The sequence below is a fragment of the Micromonospora noduli genome, assembly GCF_003264475.1.
Classification (GTDB): Bacteria; Actinomycetota; Actinomycetes; order Mycobacteriales; family Micromonosporaceae; genus Micromonospora; species Micromonospora noduli.
The window spans coordinates 1-17,583 of sequence record NZ_PYAC01000029.1 but is presented as its reverse complement, the minus strand read 5'-3'; the positions used below and the strand labels follow the sequence as shown (position 1 = coordinate 17,583).

The following is a 17,583-nucleotide window of genomic DNA, read 5'->3' as shown; positions in this document are numbered from 1 at the left end:
GCAGCCGGCGCCGCCGGTCCGGGCCGAGCGGCCGGAACCGCTGGTCCAGGTCGCGCAGCCGGCACCGCCGGTCCAGCCGGGGCGGCCGGAGCCGCTGGTCCGGGGTGCGCGGCCGGCGCCGCCGGCGGGCCGGGGCCCGCGGCCGGTGCCGCCGGCGGGCCGGGGTGCGCGGCCGCCGGCAGCGCCCGGCAGGAGAGCGTGCCGGGTTCGTCGGTCAACACCTCGGCGGCGGTACGGGTCACGAACACGCTGAGCCGCTCCACCTGCTCCGGAGTGCGCGCAGCCTCGTACCACCAGCCCTCGTCGCCGGTCGGGCGGTGCCAGCCGAGCGCGGCCAGGCGTGCCTCGTCGTGGCCGGGGCAGATCACCCGCACCACCTCGCGGCGCACCAGCAGCCGGATCCCGCGCGGACCGGCGGAGAGCTCCAGGTCGGTGTCCCGGTCGCAGCGGGCGACGGTGTCCCGCAGCCGAGCGGCAATCTCCGGCCAGGTCGGCGACGTCACGCCGGTGCGCCCGGCAGGCGGTCGTCCAGCCGCCCGAGCCGGGCCACGGTCTCCTCCAGCCGGCCCAGCGCCGAGAAGTCCCCCGGAGTGCCGAACAGGTCGCCGAGCCCCGCGCCGAGCGCGACGTCCAACCCCTCGGTGTGCTCGTCGACGTGCCCGGAGGCGACCTCACGAGCCCGCCGGTACGCGTCGAGCACCAGCTCGGCCACCCCCTCCGTGCCGGCGCGCAGGGCGGCGGGCGCGAGGGTGAGGCCGGTCAGCGCGCCGGTGGCGTCGACGGTCGCCGAGACCAGCCCGCTCTCGTCGACAGCGGTGCCGGACAGCTCGGCCAGGTCGTCGCGGAGGCCCGCGAACCGGCGTTCGATGTCGGCGATCCGCCCGGCGAGCGCGTCGAACGCGGACGTCGGGTCCGTCATGAGATTCCTCCCCGTGAATCGTGCGACCGGGTGGTGCCCGGCGGCCGGGAGATCGTATCGTCGGTGCGCTCGACTCATGGGGGAGGAACGGCATGCCGCCGGATATCGATGTCGACGTGCAGGCGGTCCGTCGACTGGAGACAGCCGCCAAGCAGGTCGCCAGCTCGCTGGCCGCGCTGGAGCGGCAGATCGTCTCGGCCGGCGACGTGCCGTCGGACGCCTTCGGTCACCTGCCGTTCGCCAGCGACATGCTCCGCGACAAGTACGCCGAGCAGGTCACCGGCGGCAAGGAGTTGTTCGCCGCCGCGAACGCCGCGTTCGGCCGGGTCGCCACGGCGCTGGCCGACACGGTCGAGGCGTACGAGCACAACGAACGGGACCTCGACGCCGGATTCAAGGCCATCCAGTCGGGGCTGCCCGGATGAGCGGCCCGGCCGGCAGCGCCGTCCAACTGTGGAACGGCCTGGACAGCGCACTCTCCGGAGTGCAGGACGCCGTCGACAGTGTCTGCCGGACCCTTGCCTGGCCACTGATCCAGCTCGTCGACCTGGTCGACGGCGAGCCCGCCGTGCTGCGCGCGAAGGCCACCGAGTGGGACGCGCTGGCCGGGCAGGTGCGCGAGCTGGCCCAGGGTCACCGCGGCACCCGGGAGTCCGCGCAGGCCGGCTGGCGCTCACCGTCCGGTGTGGCGTACGGCCAGCGGTTGGCCGAGGTGGAACAGCAGCTCCTCGACGTCGCCGACCAGTTCGCCGCGACAGCGGAATACCTGCGCAGTGTCGCCGACGGCCTGCAGACCGTGCACGACGTGCTCGTGGACCTCTGCGTGGAGTTCGTGAACTTCCTCCTGGTGACGCTGGTGACGGCGTTGCTGATGGCGCCGGTGACCATGGGGGCGTCCTGGGCGGTCGGCGTCGGCGTGACAGTGACCAGGGCCCTGGTCGTGGTCACCCGGATGCTGAAGGTCATCCGACCGCTGGCGGTGCACCTGCAGAAGGTCATCCGCCTGCTCCAGCGGGTCATGCTGTACCTGCGCAAGCTGCAGGCACACCTCGACAAGCTGGTCAAGATGCAGGACAAGCTGCGTACCGGCAAGAAGTACGCCGACAAGCGACACGCCGCCGGCAAGGCCGACAAGTGGTTCCACAAGATTTTCGACCCCACGAAGGGCACCTACAAGCTGGGCAAGTCCGGTTCCCCGTTCGACATGGGCGTCCTCGACCGGGCCGCCGCGCTGCGGGCGCACGGGGTCGCCGACGGGGCCCGGGTGATCGCCCGGGACTGGGCGACGAACCTGCCGTGGAACGTGCCGAACTCGGTCGTGCACGGCGTCACCTGGGGGACTGTCGCGTTGACCAGCGGGCTCTCCGTTCCCGGCAGCGAACAGGTCGGCGACCAGATCGACCAGGCGGTGCAGGGCGGCGCGGACTGGATCGACCAGAATGTCTTCGGGCAGCCGCCGGCGGGTCAGCCGGCGGGCCGCTAGGGAGGAACGCGTGATGTCAGGGGAGCGAGGCCGGCTCGGTCGGTTCACCGACGCGGTGCTCGGCGGCGCGCGGGCCGCCCGGGACAAGGCCCGCGAGCTGCGCGACGAGTTCCGCACCAGCGACGAACCCGAACGTGCTCTCGTCGCGCCACTGCTGCCCGGGCAGGAGCTGCGCTACGTGGGGCTCGGCCCGGTCCGCGCCCCGCAGACCCACAAGGCCGGTCGGCAGCTCGCCGATGTGATGGCCGACGAGTTTGTCGACTCGCTCGACCCGAAGGTGCTGTTCGGGCTACTCAACATCGTCAACCCGGTGGTCTGGGTGGACGCGGTGCTGACGCCGGTCCGGCTGGCCGCTGGCGTGCTGCTGCTGCCCGGTAAGGCCGGTGCCATCGCCGCCGGCGTGCCGGAGGCGGCCGAACCGGAGCCGGCCCCACACCAGCGGGTGCAGCGCGATCCCATCCCGCTCACCGAGGAGCAGGAGGCGTTCCGCGCCCTGTTCCGGCTCAGCCTGTACCGCCCGCTGGCCGAGCAGCTCGCCGAGATCGCCTACCGTCGCCGGTTCGTCTTCAGCGGCGACCTCGCCACCCTCGCCGGCAGCCTGCTGCTCTTCCTGGAGCGTTACAGCGGCACCCCGTTGGCGGTGACCGACACCCACCTGCACCTGCTGCGGATGGGCCCCCGCCCGGACGCCGACCGGCCCGACCGACGGCAACCGCGGGTGCTGTGGAGTGTGCGCCGCGACCGGGTGGCCCGGGTCGACTCGGAGCGCGGCGCGACCGGGCTCGTGCAGCTGACGTCCACGATCGTCTTCGACGACGGCTCGTGGATCCGGCTCACCCAGCCCGCGCTCCGCGACGATCAGTCGCGCTTCCTGACCGCGATCCACGACCTCCCCGGACAGCGCCCAACGCCGTGACCCGGCCTGCGGGGCCAGCCGTGACCCGGCGTGCTGGGCCAGCCGTGACCCGGCGGGCGGGGCCAGCCGTGACCCGGCCGGCCGGTCAGCCGTCGCGTTCGGGGTAGCCGACCGGCACCGCGGAGACGTCGTCCAGCGCGGTGGTGATCTCCTCGGGCAGGGTGATCCGCTCCACTGCGAGCGCACCGAGGAGCTGCCCGACCGTTCGCGCGCCGAGGATCGGCGCGGTCACGCCGGGCCGGTCCCGGATCCACGCCAACGCCACCTCCAACGGCGACACCCCCAGCCCACCGGCCGCGGTCGCCACCGCCTCCACAATGCTGGAGCAGCGCGGCTCCAGGTAGGTCGAGACGAACCGCTCGAAGTGCGGCGACGCGGCCCGGGAGTCGGCCGGGCGGCCGTGCCGGTACTTGCCGGTGAGCACGCCCCGGCCCAGCGGCGACCAGGGCAGCACGCCGAGACCGAGCGCGTCGCACGCGGGCAGCACCTCCCGCTCCACGCCCCGCTCCAGCAGCGAATACTCCACCTGGGACGCGACCACCGGCGCCCGCCCCGGCCAGGCGGTCTGCCAGGCGGCGGCCCGCGCCGTCTGCCAGCCGGAGAAGTTCGACACCCCGACGTAGCGGACCTTGCCGCTGGCCACCGCGTGGTCCAGGGCGGCCAGGGTCTCCTCCAGCGGGGTGTCCGGGTCGTACCCGTGCACCTGGAACAGGTCGACGTGGTCGGTGCCGAGCCGGCGCAGCGACGCGTCCAACGTGCGCAGCAGGTGCCCCCGGGAGCCGTCCCGACGTCGGCCACTGCCGGGGCGCAACCCGGCCTTGGTGGCGATCAGCAGCTCCTCACGGGGGACGAGGGAGCCCAGCAGCGAGCCGATCACCGACTCGGCGTCGCCGTCGCCGTACACGTCGGCGGTGTCGATCAGGTTGCCGCCCGCGTCGAGGTAACTCTTCAGCTGAGCGGCCGCATCGTCGGCGTCGGTGTCCCGGCCCCAGGTCATGGTGCCGAGCGCGAGCCGGGAAACCGCCAGCCCGCTTCGGCCGAGCGGTCGCTGTTGCATGGGTGAACCTTATTTCGAACGTGCCGCCACGGATATCCTCGCTCCCGTATCTCTGCCGGTTCTGCCGGTTCCGCCGCCCCGGGCTGCCCCGATGGAGGGGGGATCAAAGGGGTCGAGCCGGTGATCGAGTCCGTTATCGGCATTGCGTAACCTGGGGCGACCTGTGCCACGGATGGGGGAGGACCAGTGCGACTCGGGCTCAGTCTCGGATACCAGACGGCGTGGAGCACACCGGCCGACCACCTGGCGCTGGCCCAGGAGGCGGACCGGCTGGGCTATTCGGTGGTGTGGGCGGCGGAGGCGTACGGCTCCGACTCGCCCAGCATGCTCGCCTGGATGGCCGGCCAGACCGAACGGATCGACGTCGGCGCCGCGGTGATGCAGATCCCCGCCCGTACGCCGGCGGCCACCGCCATGACCGCCGCCACTATCGACGCGCTCTCCGGCGGTCGGTTCCGCCTCGGCCTGGGTGTCTCCGGCCCGCAGGTGTCCGAGGGCTGGCACGGCGTGCGCTTCGCCAAGCCCCTCGCGCGGACCCGCGAGTTCGTCGACATCGTCAAGCTGGCCATCGCCCGCAAGGAGGTGGCGTACGACGGCGAGCACTACACGCTGCCGCTGCCGGACGGCCCGGGCAAGGCCCTGCGGCTGGGCTTCCACCCGCCCCGCGAGCACATACCGATCTACCTGGCCGCTGTCGGCCCGAAGAACCTGGAGCTGGCCGGCGAGATCGCCGACGGCTGGCTGGCCGTGTTCTACGCCCCGGAGTTCGCCGAGGAGCAGCTCGCCTCGGTGGCCGCCGGACGGGCCAAGGTCGGCAAGGAGTTGGCCGGGTTCGACGTGGTGCCGTCGGTGCCCGTGGTGATCGGCGATGACGTGGCCTCCTGCGCCGAACTCGTCCGCTGGTACGCCGCTCTCTACGTGGGTGGCATGGGCAGCCGGCAGCAGAACTTCTACAACCAGCTCGCCACCCGGATGGGCTACGGCGACGCCGCCCGCGAGGTGCAGGACCTGTACCTGGCCAAGCGGCAGCGCGACGCCGCCGCCGCCGTACCCATGGAGTTCATCGACCGCACCTCGCTGCTGGGCCCGAAGGAGCGCATCGCCGAGCGGATGCGGGAGTACGCCGCGGCCGGCGTCACCACGCTGTCGGTGACGCTCTTCGTGGCCGACCGGGACAGCGGTGTGCAGACCCTGCGTACCGTCGCCGAGGCTCTCGACCTCTCGGGAGTCGGCGAGTGACCTGGGTCGAGGCCATTGTCCTGGGCATCGTCCAGGGACTGACCGAGTTCCTTCCGGTCAGCTCGTCGGGGCATCTGCGCATCACCTCGGCGATCTTCTTCGACCGGGACGCCGGCGCGTCGTTCACAGCGGTCACCCAGCTCGGCACCGAAGCGGCAGTGCTGATCTACTTCGCCAAGGACATCTGGCGGATCACCCGGACCTGGCTGGTGGGCATCCGGGACAAGTCGGTCCGCTCCAGCCTCGACTACCGGATGGGCTGGTACGTGATCGTCGGCTCGATCCCGATCGGGCTGTTCGGTTTCGTGTTCAAGGACCAGATCAAGACCGCCGGGCGCAACCTGTGGGTGGTGGCGACCACGCTGATCGTGTTCGCCTTCGTGCTGGCGTTCGCCGAGTACTGGGGGCGGCAGACCCGCACCCTGGAGAACTTCCGGATGAAGGACGGCATCGTGATGGGCTTCGCCCAGGCGATGGCGCTGGTCCCCGGGGTGTCCCGCTCCGGCGGCACGCTCACCGCAGGTCTGCTGCTCAACCTGACCCGGGAGGCGGCGGCACGGTACTCGTTTCTGCTGGCCATTCCGGCGGTGGTGATGTCCGGCGTGTTCAGCCTCGGGGACGTCTTCGAACCGTCGGCCCCGGGCACGTCAGTGCCCACGGTGGCCCAGACGATCGTGGCCACCCTCATCGCGTTCGGCATCGGCTACGCGGCCATCGCCTGGTTGCTGCGTTACGTCGCCCACCACACCCTGTACGTCTTCGTGCTGTACCGGGTCGCGCTGGGCACCCTGGTCCTGGCTCTGCTGCTGACCGGCACGATCGACGCCACCTGACCGATCTGCCGACGGCCCCCGGCTCCGCCCGCAGGCGCAGCCGGGGGCCGCACTCGTCGTCCCGCCGCTCCCCGGGTGGTGCCGCCAGAGCCCGCGACGGCCCGGCGCCGGGCCCAGGTCATAGGGTGGTCCCGTGGCGACCCTTCTGCTTCTGCGACACGGCCGAACCACGGCGAACGCCGATGGCGGCCTGGCCGGCCGCCAGCCGGTCGAGTTGGACGACACCGGGCGCGCCCAGGCCACCGCGGTCGGCGAGCGGTTGCGGGCGGTGCCGCTGGCCGCGGTGGTGACCAGCCCGCTCATCCGGTGCCGGCAGACCCTGGAGTTGGCGCTCCCGCAGGCCGCCCCGGTGGTCGAGGACGGGCTGATCGAGTGCGACTACGGCAGCTGGGAGGGGCAGCCGCTGAAGAAGCTCGCCAAGGAGCCGCTCTGGCCGGTGGTCCAGCAGCACCCCAGCGCGGCGGTCTTCCCCGGTGGGGAGGCGATGGCGGCGATGGCGGCGCGTGCCGTGGCGGCGGTGCGTTCCTGGGACGCCCGGGTGACCGCCGAGCACGGGCCCGAGGCGGTCTGGTTGGCGTGCAGCCACGGCGATGTGATCAAGGCCATCGTGGCGGACGCGCTCGGCGTACACCTGGATGCCTTTCAGCGGATCGTGGCCGACCCGGCGTCGGTGACGGCGATCCGGTTCACGCCGCTGCGTCCGTTTCTGGTGCGACTCAACGACACCGGTGGCGACCTGGCGGCACTGGTGCCGCCGCCGGTCAAGCGGCGTCGGCGCGCGAACCGCGTGGCCGACTCGGACGCGGCCGTCGGCGGCGGGGCGGGTGCGTCGCGGTGAGGCGCGTCACGACACCGCCCCCGGCCGGAGCGTCGGCGCACGCCAGAAAGGCCGCCACGCCCGGGTTTAGGCCCTGGTACGCCGGGCGCGCCGCCGCTGCGGCGATTCGCGTCGGTGGGGTGCGCGACGCCAAGGCGGGCCGGATAGGGTCGTGGGTATGACCCACCAGGTGCACGCCTTCGAACCGCCGGAGCGGTTCGTCGCCGGGACTGTCGGGCCGCCGGGGGAGCGCACGTTCTTCCTGCAGGCCCGCGGCGGCGGCAGGCTGGTCAGCGTCGCGCTGGAGAAGGTCCAGGTGTCCCTGCTCGCCGAGAAGCTTGAGGAGCTGCTCACCGAGGCGCAGCGTCGCTTCGGGGTGGACCTGCCCGAGCTGGCGCCGGTGATCGGCGACAACGAGCCGCTGGACACTCCGGTCGACGAGGAGTTCCGGGTCGGGACGCTCGGGCTGGCCTTCGACGTGGACACCGCGACCGTGGTGATCGAGGCGATCGCGGCGGGCGAGGTGGAGCCCGAGGTCGAGCTCGGCGACGAGGACGACGAGGACGAGGACGACGACGAGGACGAAGAGCCGGACGAGGACCTGGATCGGCTCCGGGTCCGGCTCACTCCGCAGGCGACCCGCCAGTTCATCGAGCGGGCCCGGCGAGTGGTCAACGCGGGCCGGCCACCGTGCCCGCTCTGCGGCCAACCGTTGGACCCCGCCGGGCACCTCTGCCCGCGGCACAACGGTTATCACCGGTGACCTCGTCCGGCCTCCAGCCTCGCCAGGACGGCGACGCCGCGCTGCGGCTGCTGCGTGACGGCGTCCTCGACCTGGAGGGTCGGCTGGTCGACGCGTCGAACACGACGCTGCGCGGCATCCTGACCCTGGACGGGTTGACCGCCCGCTGCGTCTACAAGCCGGTCCGTGGCGAGCGCCCCCTCTGGGACTTCCCCGACGGCACCCTGGCCGGTCGGGAGGTCTCGGCGTACCTGGTCTCCCGGGCCACCGGATGGGACCTGGTGCCGCCCACCGTGCTGCGGGACGGCCCGTTCGGCCCCGGCTCCTGCCAGCTGTGGATCGACGAGCCGGAGGACGCCGAACCGCTCGTCGGTTTCCTGCCCGCCGGGGAGTTGCCGCCGCGCTGGATCCCGATCGCCGCGGCCCGCGACGACGACGGCGCCGCGTACGCCCTCGCGCACGCCGACGACCCGCGGCTGGCCCGGCTCGCGGTGCTCGACGCGGTGCTCAACAACGCCGACCGTAAGGGCGGTCACGTGCTCGTCGGCGCCGACGACCGGATCTACGGCGTGGACCACGGGGTGAGCTTCCACGTGGAGGACAAGCTGCGCACGGTGCTCTGGGGTTGGGCCGGTAAGCGGCTGCCCGCGGACGCCGTGGAGATGCTCGACGCACTGGCCGGGCAGGTCGCCGGTGCGCTCGGCGCGGAGTTGGCCGACCACCTGACGATCAGCGAGGTGGCCGAGGTGGCCGCCCGGGTCGACCGGCTGCGCGAGACCGGCTGCTTCCCCCAGCCTCCGGAGGACTGGCCGGCGATGCCCTGGCCGCCCATGTGACCCGCTGTCATCTTGATCACCCGTGGGGTGCTCCGGCGTCGTCGTCGGGCTGGCTAGGCTGATCCCATGGAGTCTTGGGCGGGACACGAGGTGCCACGGCTGCCGGGCAGGGGCGAGCCACTGGCGTTGTACGACTCGGCGCGGCAGGGTGTCCACCCGAGTGAGCCGGCCGACGCGGGAAGCATGTACGTCTGCGGCATCACCCCGTACGACGCCACGCACCTCGGTCACGCCGCCACCATGATCACATTCGACCTGGTGCAGCGGATGTGGCGCGACGCCGGCCGCCCGGTGCGCTACGTGCAGAACGTCACCGACATCGACGACCCACTGCTGGAGCGGGCCGCCCGCGACGGCGAGGACTGGGTGGTCCTGGCGATGCGCGAGACGGCGCTGTTCCGGGAGGACATGGAGGCGCTGCGAATCATCCCGCCGGAGCACTACGTGGGCGCTGTCGAGTCGATTCCGGACATCGCCGACAAGGTCGAGGTGCTGCTCAAGGATGGCGCCGCGTACCGGCTCGACGACGGCACCGGCGACGTCTACTTCGACATCTCCGCCACTCCCAGCTTCGGCTACGAGTCGAACCTGACCCGCGAGCAGATGCTGGAGATCTTCCCCGAGCGCGGCGGCGACCCCGACCGGGCCGGCAAGCGGGACCCACTGGACCCGCTGCTGTGGCGCGGCGCCCGCGAGGGCGAGCCGTCCTGGCCGGGCGGCGAGCTGGGCCCGGGCCGCCCCGGCTGGCACATCGAGTGCGCAGTGATCGCGCTCAACCTGCTCGGCGACCGGGTCGACGTACAGGGCGGCGGCAACGACCTGCTGTTCCCGCACCACGAGGCATCCGCCGCGCACGCCGAGCGGCTCACCGGCCAGGCGCCGTTCGCCGAGCACTACGTCCACGCCGGCATGATCGGTCTGGACGGCGAGAAGATGTCCAAGTCCCGCGGCAACCTGGTCTTCGTGTCCCGGCTGCGCGCCGACAAGGTCGACCCGATGGCGATCCGGCTGGCGCTGATCTCCGGGCACTACCGCAGCGACCGCACCTGGACCGACGACCTGCTCACCGCCGCGTACGAGCGCCTGGACCGTTGGCGGCGGGCCGCCGCCGCGCCTGCCGGGCCGTCCGGGGTCGAGTTGCTGTCCGAGGTACGCGCACGCCTGGCCGACGACCTGGACACCCCCGGAGCCCTGGCCGCAGCCGACCGCTGGGCCGAGGCGACCCTCGCCGGTGCCACCGACGATTCCGAAGCGCCTGCCCTCTTCGCGAAGACTGTCGACGCCCTCCTGGGCATCCGCCTCTAGCCCACGCGCGTCGTGCCGCGCGCTTGATCGACTCGATTTTCAGAAGGTCGCGGTGTCCCGGGCGCTGCGATGCCCCGACTTCCAGGAAACCGAGTCGACCTTGGCGAGGGTTCAGCCCAGGACCAGGCCGGGGTCGGGTTCCGGGTCGGGGGTCGGGCCGGGGATCTTGTACTCCTCGGTGAGGGTGGTCATGGGGCCGGGCCAGGTCGCCTGGGACACCTCGATCGGCTTGCGGTGCGCGTCGTACGCGACGTGCAGCAGGTGCAGCACCGGGGTGTCCGGCCGGATCTGGAGGGTCTCGGCCTCCTCCCGGCTCGGCTGGCGGGCGCTGATCGTGTCGGTGGCCGAGACGTACCGTCGTCCGGTCGCCTCCTCGGCCTCCTGGTAGAGCGGCCGGCCGAACGCCTCGGTGCGCTCCAGCGAGGTGCCGGCGGTGTCGCGGGGCAGGAACCAGGAGGCACCCACCTCGACGGGGGAGTCGTCGGTGCGGACGAGGTGTCGGCGGCAGAGCAGGTTGGTGCCGTCTGACACGCCGAAGGCGTCGGCCACCTCGGCCGGGGCGGGGGCGTGCCCCACGGAGACGAGCTGTTGGCGGTATCGGGCGGCCAGGTCGGTGTGGTAGCCGCGGAAGCCGCCGTACCGGCCTCGGGAGAGGCGGTTGAGGCGGCGGCGGGTGCCCCGGACGTACGTACCGGAGCCGGGTTTGGTGATCAGGATGCCCTCGACCCGCAGCTGGTCGACGGCGCGTTGCACGGTCTGCTTGGCGACGCCGAACATCTCGGCGATGGCCGGGATGGACGGCAGCCGCTCGCCCGGCCCCCAGTCGCCGCGGCGGACCTGGGCCTTGAGCTGCGCGGCGATCTGTCGGTGCGGGAACTCCGCGGCACCGGGATTGATCTGCACACTCGCCTCCTTGATCACATCTAGGTTCCTAGGATGCCCCAGCGGTTGTGACGGCGCCACCCCGGACACGCGAAAGCGGGCCTTCGGACCACAAAAGGTCCGAAGGCCCGCAGCGAAACAGTGCTACCAGGAGCCGGCGGTGGGGCCCGCCGAACCACCCCGGCGGCGCAGGTACTTCTCGAACTCCTGGGCGATCTCGTCGCCGGTCAACGGGGTGATCCCCTCGTCGCCGACCCGTTCTTCCAGCTCGCGGACGTACTCGCCCAGCTCGGCGTCCTGCTCGGCGGCGCTGCGCACCCGCTGCTCCCACTCGGCGGACTCCTCGGCCAGGTCGGCCATCGGCACCGGCAGGTCGACGACCTCCTCGACCCGGTGCAGCAGGGCGAGGGTGGCCTTCGGGCAGGGGGGGTTGTTGGCGTAGTGCGGTACGTGCACCCAGAACGAGACGGCGTCCACCTCGGCGCGGGTGCAGGCGTCGTGCAGCACGCCGACGATGCCGGTCGGCCCGTCGTAGCGGGTGGGGGTGAGCTGGTAGCGCTCGGCGGCCTGCGCGTCAGAGGCGCTGCCGCTGATCGGCAGCGGCCTGGTGTACGGCACGTCGGCCAGCAACGCGCCGAGCAGCACCACCCGTTCCACCTCCAGGCTGTGGCAGATCTCGAGCACCTGCTCGCAGAACGTCCGCCAGCGCATGCTCGGCTCGATGCCGCGGATCAGCACCACGTCACGGTCGGTGCCCTCCGGGCTGGCCACCATGAACCGGGTCGTCGGCCACTCCACCCGTCGGGTCTCCCCGTCGGCCATGGTGATGGTGGGCCGACTGACCTGGAAGTCGTAGAAGTCCTCCGGATCCAGCTCGGCGATCTGCCGGGCGTTCCAGACCTGCTCCAGGTGCTCGACCGCGGCGGTGGACGCGTCGGCGGCGTCATTCCAGCCCTCGAACGCGGCGATCGCCACCGGGGACCGCAGCACCGGCAGTCCGTCGAACTCGGTCACGCCGTCACCTCACCCTGCTCGTCGCGGCTGGCGCCGGGACCGCGCCCGGTCGTCATACCGTGTGGCACGGCGGCGTCCCTGTTGTCCTTCACGTCCGTCAGCCTACGTGCAGGGCGAGGGTGCGGCCCGTCGGCCGCGCCGGTCGGCCGCTCCGGCAGCAGGTCATACCCGAACGAACCAGACAGGGTGATAACCGTGACACAATAGGGGATCGCTCGAGGATGGTCGTGGAGTCCGGCCGAATCGCACTAACCTGAACGGGTGCGGACTTCATTGATGGATGTGCTGGCTGAGCGGATTCTCATCGCCGACGGCGCGATGGGCACGATGCTTCAGGCCGCGGACCTCACGCTCGACGACTTCGACGGGCTTGAGGGGTGCAACGAGATCCTCAACGTCACCCGCCCCGACGTGGTGCGCGGCGTGCACGACGCCTACCTGGCCGTCGGTGCCGACTGCGTGGAGACCAACACCTTCGGGGCCAACCTCGCCAACCTCGCCGAGTACGACATCCCGCACCGCATCCGCGAGTTGTCCGAGGCGGGCGCCCGGATCGCCCGGGAGGCCGCCGACGCGGCCAGCACCCCGGAGCGGCCCCGGTTCGTGCTCGGCTCGATCGGGCCGGGCACCAAGCTGCCCACCCTCGGGCACGCCGCCTACTCGACCCTGCGCGACGCCTACCAGGAGAACGCCGCGGGTCTTATCGTCGGCGGCGCGGACGCGCTGATCATCGAGACCTGCCAGGACCTGCTCCAGGTCAAGGCGGCAGTGGTCGGGTCGAAGCGGGCGATGGCCGAGCTGGGCCAGTCGGTGCCGATCATCTGTCACGTGGCCGTGGAGACCACCGGCACCATGCTGGTCGGCAGCGAGATCGGGGCGGCCCTCGCCGCGATCGAGCCGCTCGGCGTGGACCTGATCGGGCTCAACTGCTCGACCGGCCCGGCCGAGATGAGCGAGCACCTGCGCTACCTGTCGCAGCACTCCCGCATCCCGCTGTCGGTGATGCCGAACGCCGGCCTGCCGGTGCTGACCGCCGACGGGGCGTACTTCCCGCTGACTCCCGTGGAGCTGGCCGAGGCCCTGGAGCGGTTCATCACCGAGTACGGCGTGGGGCTGGTCGGCGGCTGCTGCGGCACCACCCCGGAGCACATCCGCGTGCTGGCCGAGCGCCTGCACGGCGTCACCGCTCCGGCCCGCGAGCCCCAGCACGAGGCGGGCGTCTCCTCGGTCTACCACCCGGTGCCGTTCGCCCAGGACGCGTCGGTGCTGATGGTGGGGGAGCGGACCAACGCCAACGGCTCGAAGGCGTTCCGGGAGGCGATGCTCGCCGGCGACTGGCGGGCCTGTGTGGAGATCGCCCGCAGTCAGGCGCGCGACGGCTCGCACCTGCTCGACCTGTGCGTGGACTACGTCGGCCGCGACGGCACACAGGACATGCGGGAGCTGGCCGGCCGGTTCGCCACCGCGTCCACCCTGCCGATCATGTTGGACTCCACCGAGCCGAACGTGGTGGAGGCCGGCTTGGAGATGCTCGGCGGCCGCTGCGTGGTCAACTCGGTGAACTTCGAGGACGGCGACGGCCCCGAATCCCGGTACGCACGGGTGATGCCGATCGTCCGTGAGCACGGCGCGGCGGTGGTGGCGCTGCTCATCGACGAGGAGGGCCAGGCCCGTACCCAGGAGTGGAAGGTCCGGGTCGCGGCGCGGTTGATCGACGACCTGACCGGCCGGTGGGGCATGGACCGCTCCGACATCCTGATCGACGCGCTGACCTTCCCGATCGCCACCGGCCAGGAGGAGACCCGCCGCGACGGCATCGAGACGATCGAGGCGATCCGGGAGATCTCCCGCCGCTACCCGGGGGTCAACTTCACACTGGGCATCTCGAACATCTCGTTCGGGCTCAACCCGGCGGCCCGGCAGGTGCTCAACTCGGTGTTCCTGCACGAGTGTGTGCAGGCCGGCCTGACCTCGGCGATCGTGCACGCCAGCAAGATCCTGCCGATGTCGAAGATCCCCGACGAGCAGCGCGAGGTTGCCCTGGACCTGGTGTACGACCGGCGTCGCGAGGGATACGACCCGGTGCAACGTTTCCTGGAGCTCTTCGAGGGCGTCGACGTGACCAGCGCCCGGGCCAGCCGCGCCCAGGAGTTGGCGGCGCTGCCGCTGGACGAGCGGCTCAAGCGGCGGATCATCGACGGCGAGCGCAACGGCCTGGAGGCCGACCTGGACGAGGCGATGGCCGGCGGCCGGTCCCCGTTGTCGATCATCAACGACATCCTGCTGGACGGCATGAAGGTGGTCGGTGAGCTGTTCGGCTCCGGCCAGATGCAGCTGCCGTTCGTGCTCCAGTCCGCCGAGGTGATGAAGACCGCTGTGGCCTACCTGGAACCGCACATGGAGACCGCAGAGGACGGCGGCAAGGGCCGCATCGTGCTCGCCACCGTGCGCGGCGACGTGCACGACATCGGCAAGAACCTGGTCGACATCATCCTGTCCAACAACGGCTACGAGGTGGTGAACATCGGCATCAAGCAGCCGATCAGCGCCATCCTGGACGCCGCCGAGCAGCACCGCGCCGACGCGATCGGCATGTCCGGGCTGCTGGTGAAGAGCACCGTCATCATGAAGGAGAACCTGGCCGAGATGGCCACCCGCGGGGTCGCGGAGCGTTGGCCCGTCCTGCTGGGTGGGGCGGCGCTGACCCGCGCGTACGTCGAGGACGACCTGCGGTCGACGTTCCCCGGGCAGGTGCACTACGCACGGGACGCGTTCGAGGGTCTGTCCCTGATGGACCGGGTGATGACCGCCAAGCGCGGCGGCGCCCCGGTGATCGACCCGGAGCGGGAGGCGGCCCTCGCGGCCCGGCGGGCGCGCCGGGAACGGCAGCGCTCGATGGTCACCACGTCGCTGCCGGAGCTGCACGACTCCTCGGTCCGCTCCGACGTGGCCGCCGACGTGGCGGTGCCCACCCCGCCGTTCTTCGGCACCCGGGTCGTCAAGGGCGTGCCGATGGCCGACTACGCAGCGCTGCTCGACGAGCGGGCCACCTTCTCCGGGCAGTGGGGGCTGCGTGGCGTCCGGGGCGGCAGCGGACCCTCCTACGAGGAGCTGGTGGAGACCGAGGGCCGGCCGCGGCTGCGGTACTGGCTGGACCGGCTGATCGCCGACCAGGTCCTTGAGGCAGCCGTGGTGTACGGCTACTTCCCCGCGTACTCCGAAGGCAATGACCTGGTGGTGCTCGACGAGAACGGGCACGCGGAGCGCGCCCGGTTCTCCTTCCCCCGCCAACGCCAGGAGCGGCGGCTCTGCCTGGCGGACTTCTTCAGGCCACAGGGCGACCAGCTCGATGTGGTCGCGTTGCAGCTGGTCACCGTCGGCCAGCCGGTCAGCGAGTACGCGGCCAAGCTGTTCGCCCGCAACGAGTACCGCGACTACCTGGAGGTGCACGGGCTCTCCGTCCAGCTCACCGAGGCCCTCGCCGAATACTGGCACCAGCGCATCCGCGCCGAGATGACCCTGCCCGACGGTCGTCCGCTGGGGCACGACGACCCGGCGGACCTCGCCGGCATCCTGCACAACGACTACCGGGGCTGCCGGTACGCGTTCGGCTACCCGGCCTGCCCCGACCTGGAGGACCGGGCGAAGATCATGGATCTGCTCGGCGCGGACCGGATCGGGGTCGAGCTGTCCGAGGAGTTCCAGCTGATGCCGGAGCAGGCCACCGACGCGATCGTGGTCCACCACCCGGAGGCCAACTACTTCAACGCCAAGTGACGGGCGTAGGTGCCCTGACCTGCACCTGAGGTCGTCCGGAACCGCTGAACCATGATCATGCCGTCTTTAGGCCGTCAGCGGCTTCCGGGCCGTCCTATCGGCGGGGGTAGCGGTCCTCGATGCCGGTCAAGACGCGCGGATCGCGGCATCAGAGTGCGCTTTGGGCCAGCCCTGTGGGCGCCGATCGCGTACCTTGCAGGCATGCCAGTGGCATCCGCCGACGCGCTGCAAGCTGCGGTCGCTACCCCGCCAAGTCGTCGCCTCGCAACGATGGCGTTCTCCCTAGCGCTGGTCGCCGTAGGGCTGGTCGGCGGCTTCGGGGCGGCCAAGCTTGCCGACGATCCGCACACCGCCAAGCCGGAGCTGCTCGTTGGGACGGTCACCTGGTCGAACGACCAGACCAGGTCCATCGCCTTTGAGGAAGACGAGGCCTTACGGGGCCCTCTCGATGGCGACACGATCTACTCAGTAATCGCCGAACGCTGGCAGGACGTGAGCGGGACACTGCACAACGACGGTACCTATCCAACCTGCCTGGCCGGCGAGAAGGACGACCCCGTCTCAGAGGACCGGCACCGGGTCGAGCTTGAGGTCCTGCACCGAGACACGGGCGGTCAGCCACAGCACATCGTCGTCCATGTCCACTGCCTCGATTGATGGCATGAGCCCGGGCCTGCGCTTCTGGCTTTACCTCGGCCACGAGACCGGCACAGAGTGATCGTTTGGTGACACGCACTTCAATTCGGCAGAAGTGGATGCCTGGGGCATCAGCGTGGTGGACGGCCAGTGTCACGGACCGTGTCCGGCATGCTCAAGGCCGGTGTAACCGGTCAAGTGAAGCTGATGTGTAACGGATCAAGCGGAGTACGACACCGGGCTGCCGGCGATGTCGGGTCTCAGGACCTGTATGACAGATCGGTCTCAGGACGTGAGTGACACATCCGAGCTGGACGATCTTGCCCGGTCGGGGCGATCTACAGTGACCTCGATGAAGCTAGCCGAGATCCGCCGGTATCCGATCAAGTCACTGCTCGGTGAGCAGCTAGCAACAGTCGAGGTCGACCAGCGAGGACTCGTTGGTGACCGCCTGTGGGCAGTGCGTGACGCAGACGGGAAGTTGGGCAGTGGGAAGAACACCCGTCGTTTCCGGCGGATGCCTGGCATGTTCACACTGCGCGGACATTCTGGTGATCCGGTGCCGGTCGTGGAACTGCCCGACGGACGCCGCTTCCCTGCGGATGAGCTCGCAGGACACGAGGCTGTGAGCGAGGTACTGGCCCGCCGCGTGACGATCGAGCGCGAAGCGAAGGTCATGCACCATGACGAGGGTCCGGTAAGCCTGATCAGCACAGCCGCGCTACGGCGGTTGCATGACCTGTTGGGGGAGCCGATCGATCCATTGCGGTTCCGGGCGAATCTGCTCGTCGACGTACCGGGCAGCGACTTCCCCGAGGATCGCTGGCTCGGGCGAACCATCCGTATCGGATCCGACGTGGTGTTGCGACCACGTCGCCGGCTCACCCGATGCGTCATGATCGACCTCGCACAGGAGGGCGCCCCGGAGCATGGACACCTCTTGAGGACGGTTGCCGAGCACCACGACCTGACGTTCGGCGTGTGGGCAACAGTCGAACGCCCTGGTCGTATCGAACTGCATGATGTCGTCGAACTGATGCCAGCCTGAGAACCGGGCGGCGTCACGCAGGTCCTGAGACCGATCTGTCATTCAGGTCCCGAGATCGGACACCGGGCTGCCGGCGAAG

The 17,583-nt window shown here is 71.2% G+C and carries 17 protein-coding genes; 12 read left to right on the top strand and 5 right to left on the bottom strand.

The window, feature by feature from the left end:
- The coding region (locus tag MED15_RS33270) for a TY-Chap domain-containing protein (RefSeq protein ID WP_208646720.1) at positions 1 to 503 on the bottom strand (503 nt) is incomplete at its 3' end.
- Entirely contained in the window at positions 500 to 919 is a 420-nt protein-coding gene (locus MED15_RS24440; protein WP_158629563.1) for a YbaB/EbfC family nucleoid-associated protein, read from the bottom strand. The genes MED15_RS33270 and MED15_RS24440, both read right to left, overlap by 4 nt.
- A 92-nt stretch (positions 920 to 1,011) precedes the next feature.
- Between MED15_RS24440 and MED15_RS24435 the strand changes: the two genes are divergently transcribed.
- From MED15_RS24435 to MED15_RS24425, 3 genes are read left to right on the top strand one after another with little or no spacing between them, the layout of a single operon-like run.
- Positions 1,012 to 1,344 carry a hypothetical protein gene (locus MED15_RS24435; RefSeq protein WP_112587418.1) on the top strand — a complete coding sequence of 111 codons (333 nt, stop codon included), beginning with the start codon at positions 1,012 to 1,014 and terminating at the stop codon, positions 1,342 to 1,344.
- Entirely contained in the window at positions 1,341 to 2,402 is a 1,062-nt protein-coding gene (locus MED15_RS24430) for a WXG100 family type VII secretion target (RefSeq protein ID WP_112587416.1), read from the top strand. Before MED15_RS24435 ends, MED15_RS24430 begins: the two co-directional genes overlap by 4 nt.
- 13 nt (positions 2,403 to 2,415) lie before the next feature.
- Positions 2,416 to 3,318 carry a hypothetical protein gene (locus tag MED15_RS24425; RefSeq protein ID WP_112737069.1) on the top strand — a complete coding sequence of 301 codons (903 nt, stop codon included), beginning with the start codon at positions 2,416 to 2,418 and terminating at the stop codon, positions 3,316 to 3,318.
- An 85-nt stretch (positions 3,319 to 3,403) separates the two neighbouring features.
- On the opposite strand, the gene MED15_RS24420 is transcribed toward MED15_RS24425, so the two are convergent.
- Positions 3,404 to 4,375: an aldo/keto reductase gene (locus MED15_RS24420; RefSeq protein WP_112587412.1), complete on the bottom strand. Its 972-nt coding sequence runs from the start codon at positions 4,373 to 4,375 to the stop codon at positions 3,404 to 3,406.
- A 186-nt stretch (positions 4,376 to 4,561) separates the two neighbouring features.
- On the opposite strand from MED15_RS24420, the gene MED15_RS24415 reads away from it, so the two are divergent.
- The 6 genes from MED15_RS24415 (at position 4,562) to mshC (ending at position 10,147) form a co-directional block, all read left to right on the top strand.
- On the top strand, positions 4,562 to 5,614 hold the full coding sequence (locus tag MED15_RS24415) for an LLM class F420-dependent oxidoreductase (RefSeq protein WP_091408471.1): 1,053 nt from the start codon (positions 4,562 to 4,564) through the stop codon (positions 5,612 to 5,614).
- Positions 5,611 to 6,447 (top strand): undecaprenyl-diphosphate phosphatase, encoded by an 837-nt coding sequence (locus MED15_RS24410; RefSeq protein WP_112587410.1) that lies wholly within the window; start codon positions 5,611 to 5,613, stop codon positions 6,445 to 6,447. Before MED15_RS24415 ends, MED15_RS24410 begins: the two co-directional genes overlap by 4 nt.
- Positions 6,448 to 6,580: 133 nt before the next feature.
- Positions 6,581 to 7,285 carry an MSMEG_4193 family putative phosphomutase gene (locus MED15_RS24405; protein ID WP_112587408.1) on the top strand — a complete coding sequence of 235 codons (705 nt, stop codon included), beginning with the start codon at positions 6,581 to 6,583 and terminating at the stop codon, positions 7,283 to 7,285.
- 157 nt (positions 7,286 to 7,442) lie between these two features.
- Positions 7,443 to 8,027, top strand: a complete 585-nt coding sequence (locus MED15_RS24400) for a DUF3090 domain-containing protein (RefSeq protein WP_088948067.1) — start codon at positions 7,443 to 7,445, stop codon at positions 8,025 to 8,027.
- The gene (locus tag MED15_RS24395) at positions 8,024 to 8,842 is read left to right on the top strand and encodes an SCO1664 family protein (RefSeq protein ID WP_112587406.1); all 819 of its coding nucleotides are present in this window, start codon (positions 8,024 to 8,026) and stop codon (positions 8,840 to 8,842) included. Before MED15_RS24400 ends, MED15_RS24395 begins: the two co-directional genes overlap by 4 nt.
- A gap of 66 nt (positions 8,843 to 8,908) precedes the next feature.
- Positions 8,909 to 10,147: a cysteine--1-D-myo-inosityl 2-amino-2-deoxy-alpha-D-glucopyranoside ligase gene (mshC, locus tag MED15_RS24390; RefSeq protein WP_112737068.1), complete on the top strand. Its 1,239-nt coding sequence runs from the start codon at positions 8,909 to 8,911 to the stop codon at positions 10,145 to 10,147.
- 111 nt (positions 10,148 to 10,258) lie between these two features.
- Here the strand turns inward: mshC and MED15_RS24385 are convergent, their stop codons facing one another.
- Both MED15_RS24385 and MED15_RS24380 read right to left on the bottom strand, forming a co-directional pair.
- A complete protein-coding gene (locus MED15_RS24385) occupies positions 10,259 to 11,050 on the bottom strand; it encodes a GntR family transcriptional regulator (protein WP_091408867.1) in 792 nt (263 codons plus the stop codon).
- 123 nt (positions 11,051 to 11,173) lie between these two features.
- Positions 11,174 to 12,043, bottom strand: a complete 870-nt coding sequence (locus MED15_RS24380; RefSeq protein ID WP_030332815.1) for a PAC2 family protein — start codon at positions 12,041 to 12,043, stop codon at positions 11,174 to 11,176.
- 276 nt (positions 12,044 to 12,319) lie between these two features.
- Between MED15_RS24380 and metH the strand changes: the two genes are divergently transcribed.
- The 3 genes from metH (at position 12,320) to MED15_RS24365 (ending at position 17,504) form a co-directional block, all read left to right on the top strand.
- Positions 12,320 to 15,820 carry a methionine synthase gene (gene metH, locus MED15_RS24375; protein ID WP_425271091.1) on the top strand — a complete coding sequence of 1,167 codons (3,501 nt, stop codon included), beginning with the start codon at positions 12,320 to 12,322 and terminating at the stop codon, positions 15,818 to 15,820.
- A 201-nt stretch (positions 15,821 to 16,021) separates the two neighbouring features.
- The gene (locus tag MED15_RS24370; RefSeq protein WP_146766745.1) at positions 16,022 to 16,477 is read left to right on the top strand and encodes a hypothetical protein; all 456 of its coding nucleotides are present in this window, start codon (positions 16,022 to 16,024) and stop codon (positions 16,475 to 16,477) included.
- Positions 16,478 to 16,808: 331 nt separating this feature from the next.
- The gene (locus MED15_RS24365) at positions 16,809 to 17,504 is read left to right on the top strand and encodes an MOSC domain-containing protein (protein ID WP_112587398.1); all 696 of its coding nucleotides are present in this window, start codon (positions 16,809 to 16,811) and stop codon (positions 17,502 to 17,504) included.
- The last annotated feature ends 79 nt before the right edge of the window (positions 17,505 to 17,583 follow it).

Excerpts from the sequence above, each read along its gene's own strand:
- metH (WP_425271091.1), top strand. The coding sequence starts at position 12,320 with ATGGATGTGCTGGCTGAGCGGATTCTCATCGCCGACGGCGCGATGGGC.
- MED15_RS24370 (WP_146766745.1), top strand. The coding sequence starts at position 16,022 with ATGCCAGTGGCATCCGCCGACGCGCTGCAAGCTGCGGTCGCTACCCCG.
- MED15_RS24400 (WP_088948067.1), top strand. The coding sequence starts at position 7,443 with ATGACCCACCAGGTGCACGCCTTCGAACCGCCGGAGCGGTTCGTCGCC.
- MED15_RS24365 (WP_112587398.1), top strand. The coding sequence starts at position 16,809 with ATGAAGCTAGCCGAGATCCGCCGGTATCCGATCAAGTCACTGCTCGGT.
- MED15_RS24440 (WP_158629563.1), bottom strand. The coding sequence starts at position 919 with ATGACGGACCCGACGTCCGCGTTCGACGCGCTCGCCGGGCGGATCGCC.
- MED15_RS24425 (WP_112737069.1), top strand. The coding sequence starts at position 2,416 with ATGTCAGGGGAGCGAGGCCGGCTCGGTCGGTTCACCGACGCGGTGCTC.
- mshC (WP_112737068.1), top strand. The coding sequence starts at position 8,909 with ATGGAGTCTTGGGCGGGACACGAGGTGCCACGGCTGCCGGGCAGGGGC.
- MED15_RS24430 (WP_112587416.1), top strand. The coding sequence starts at position 1,341 with ATGAGCGGCCCGGCCGGCAGCGCCGTCCAACTGTGGAACGGCCTGGAC.
- MED15_RS24420 (WP_112587412.1), bottom strand. The coding sequence starts at position 4,375 with ATGCAACAGCGACCGCTCGGCCGAAGCGGGCTGGCGGTTTCCCGGCTC.
- MED15_RS24435 (WP_112587418.1), top strand. The coding sequence starts at position 1,012 with ATGCCGCCGGATATCGATGTCGACGTGCAGGCGGTCCGTCGACTGGAG.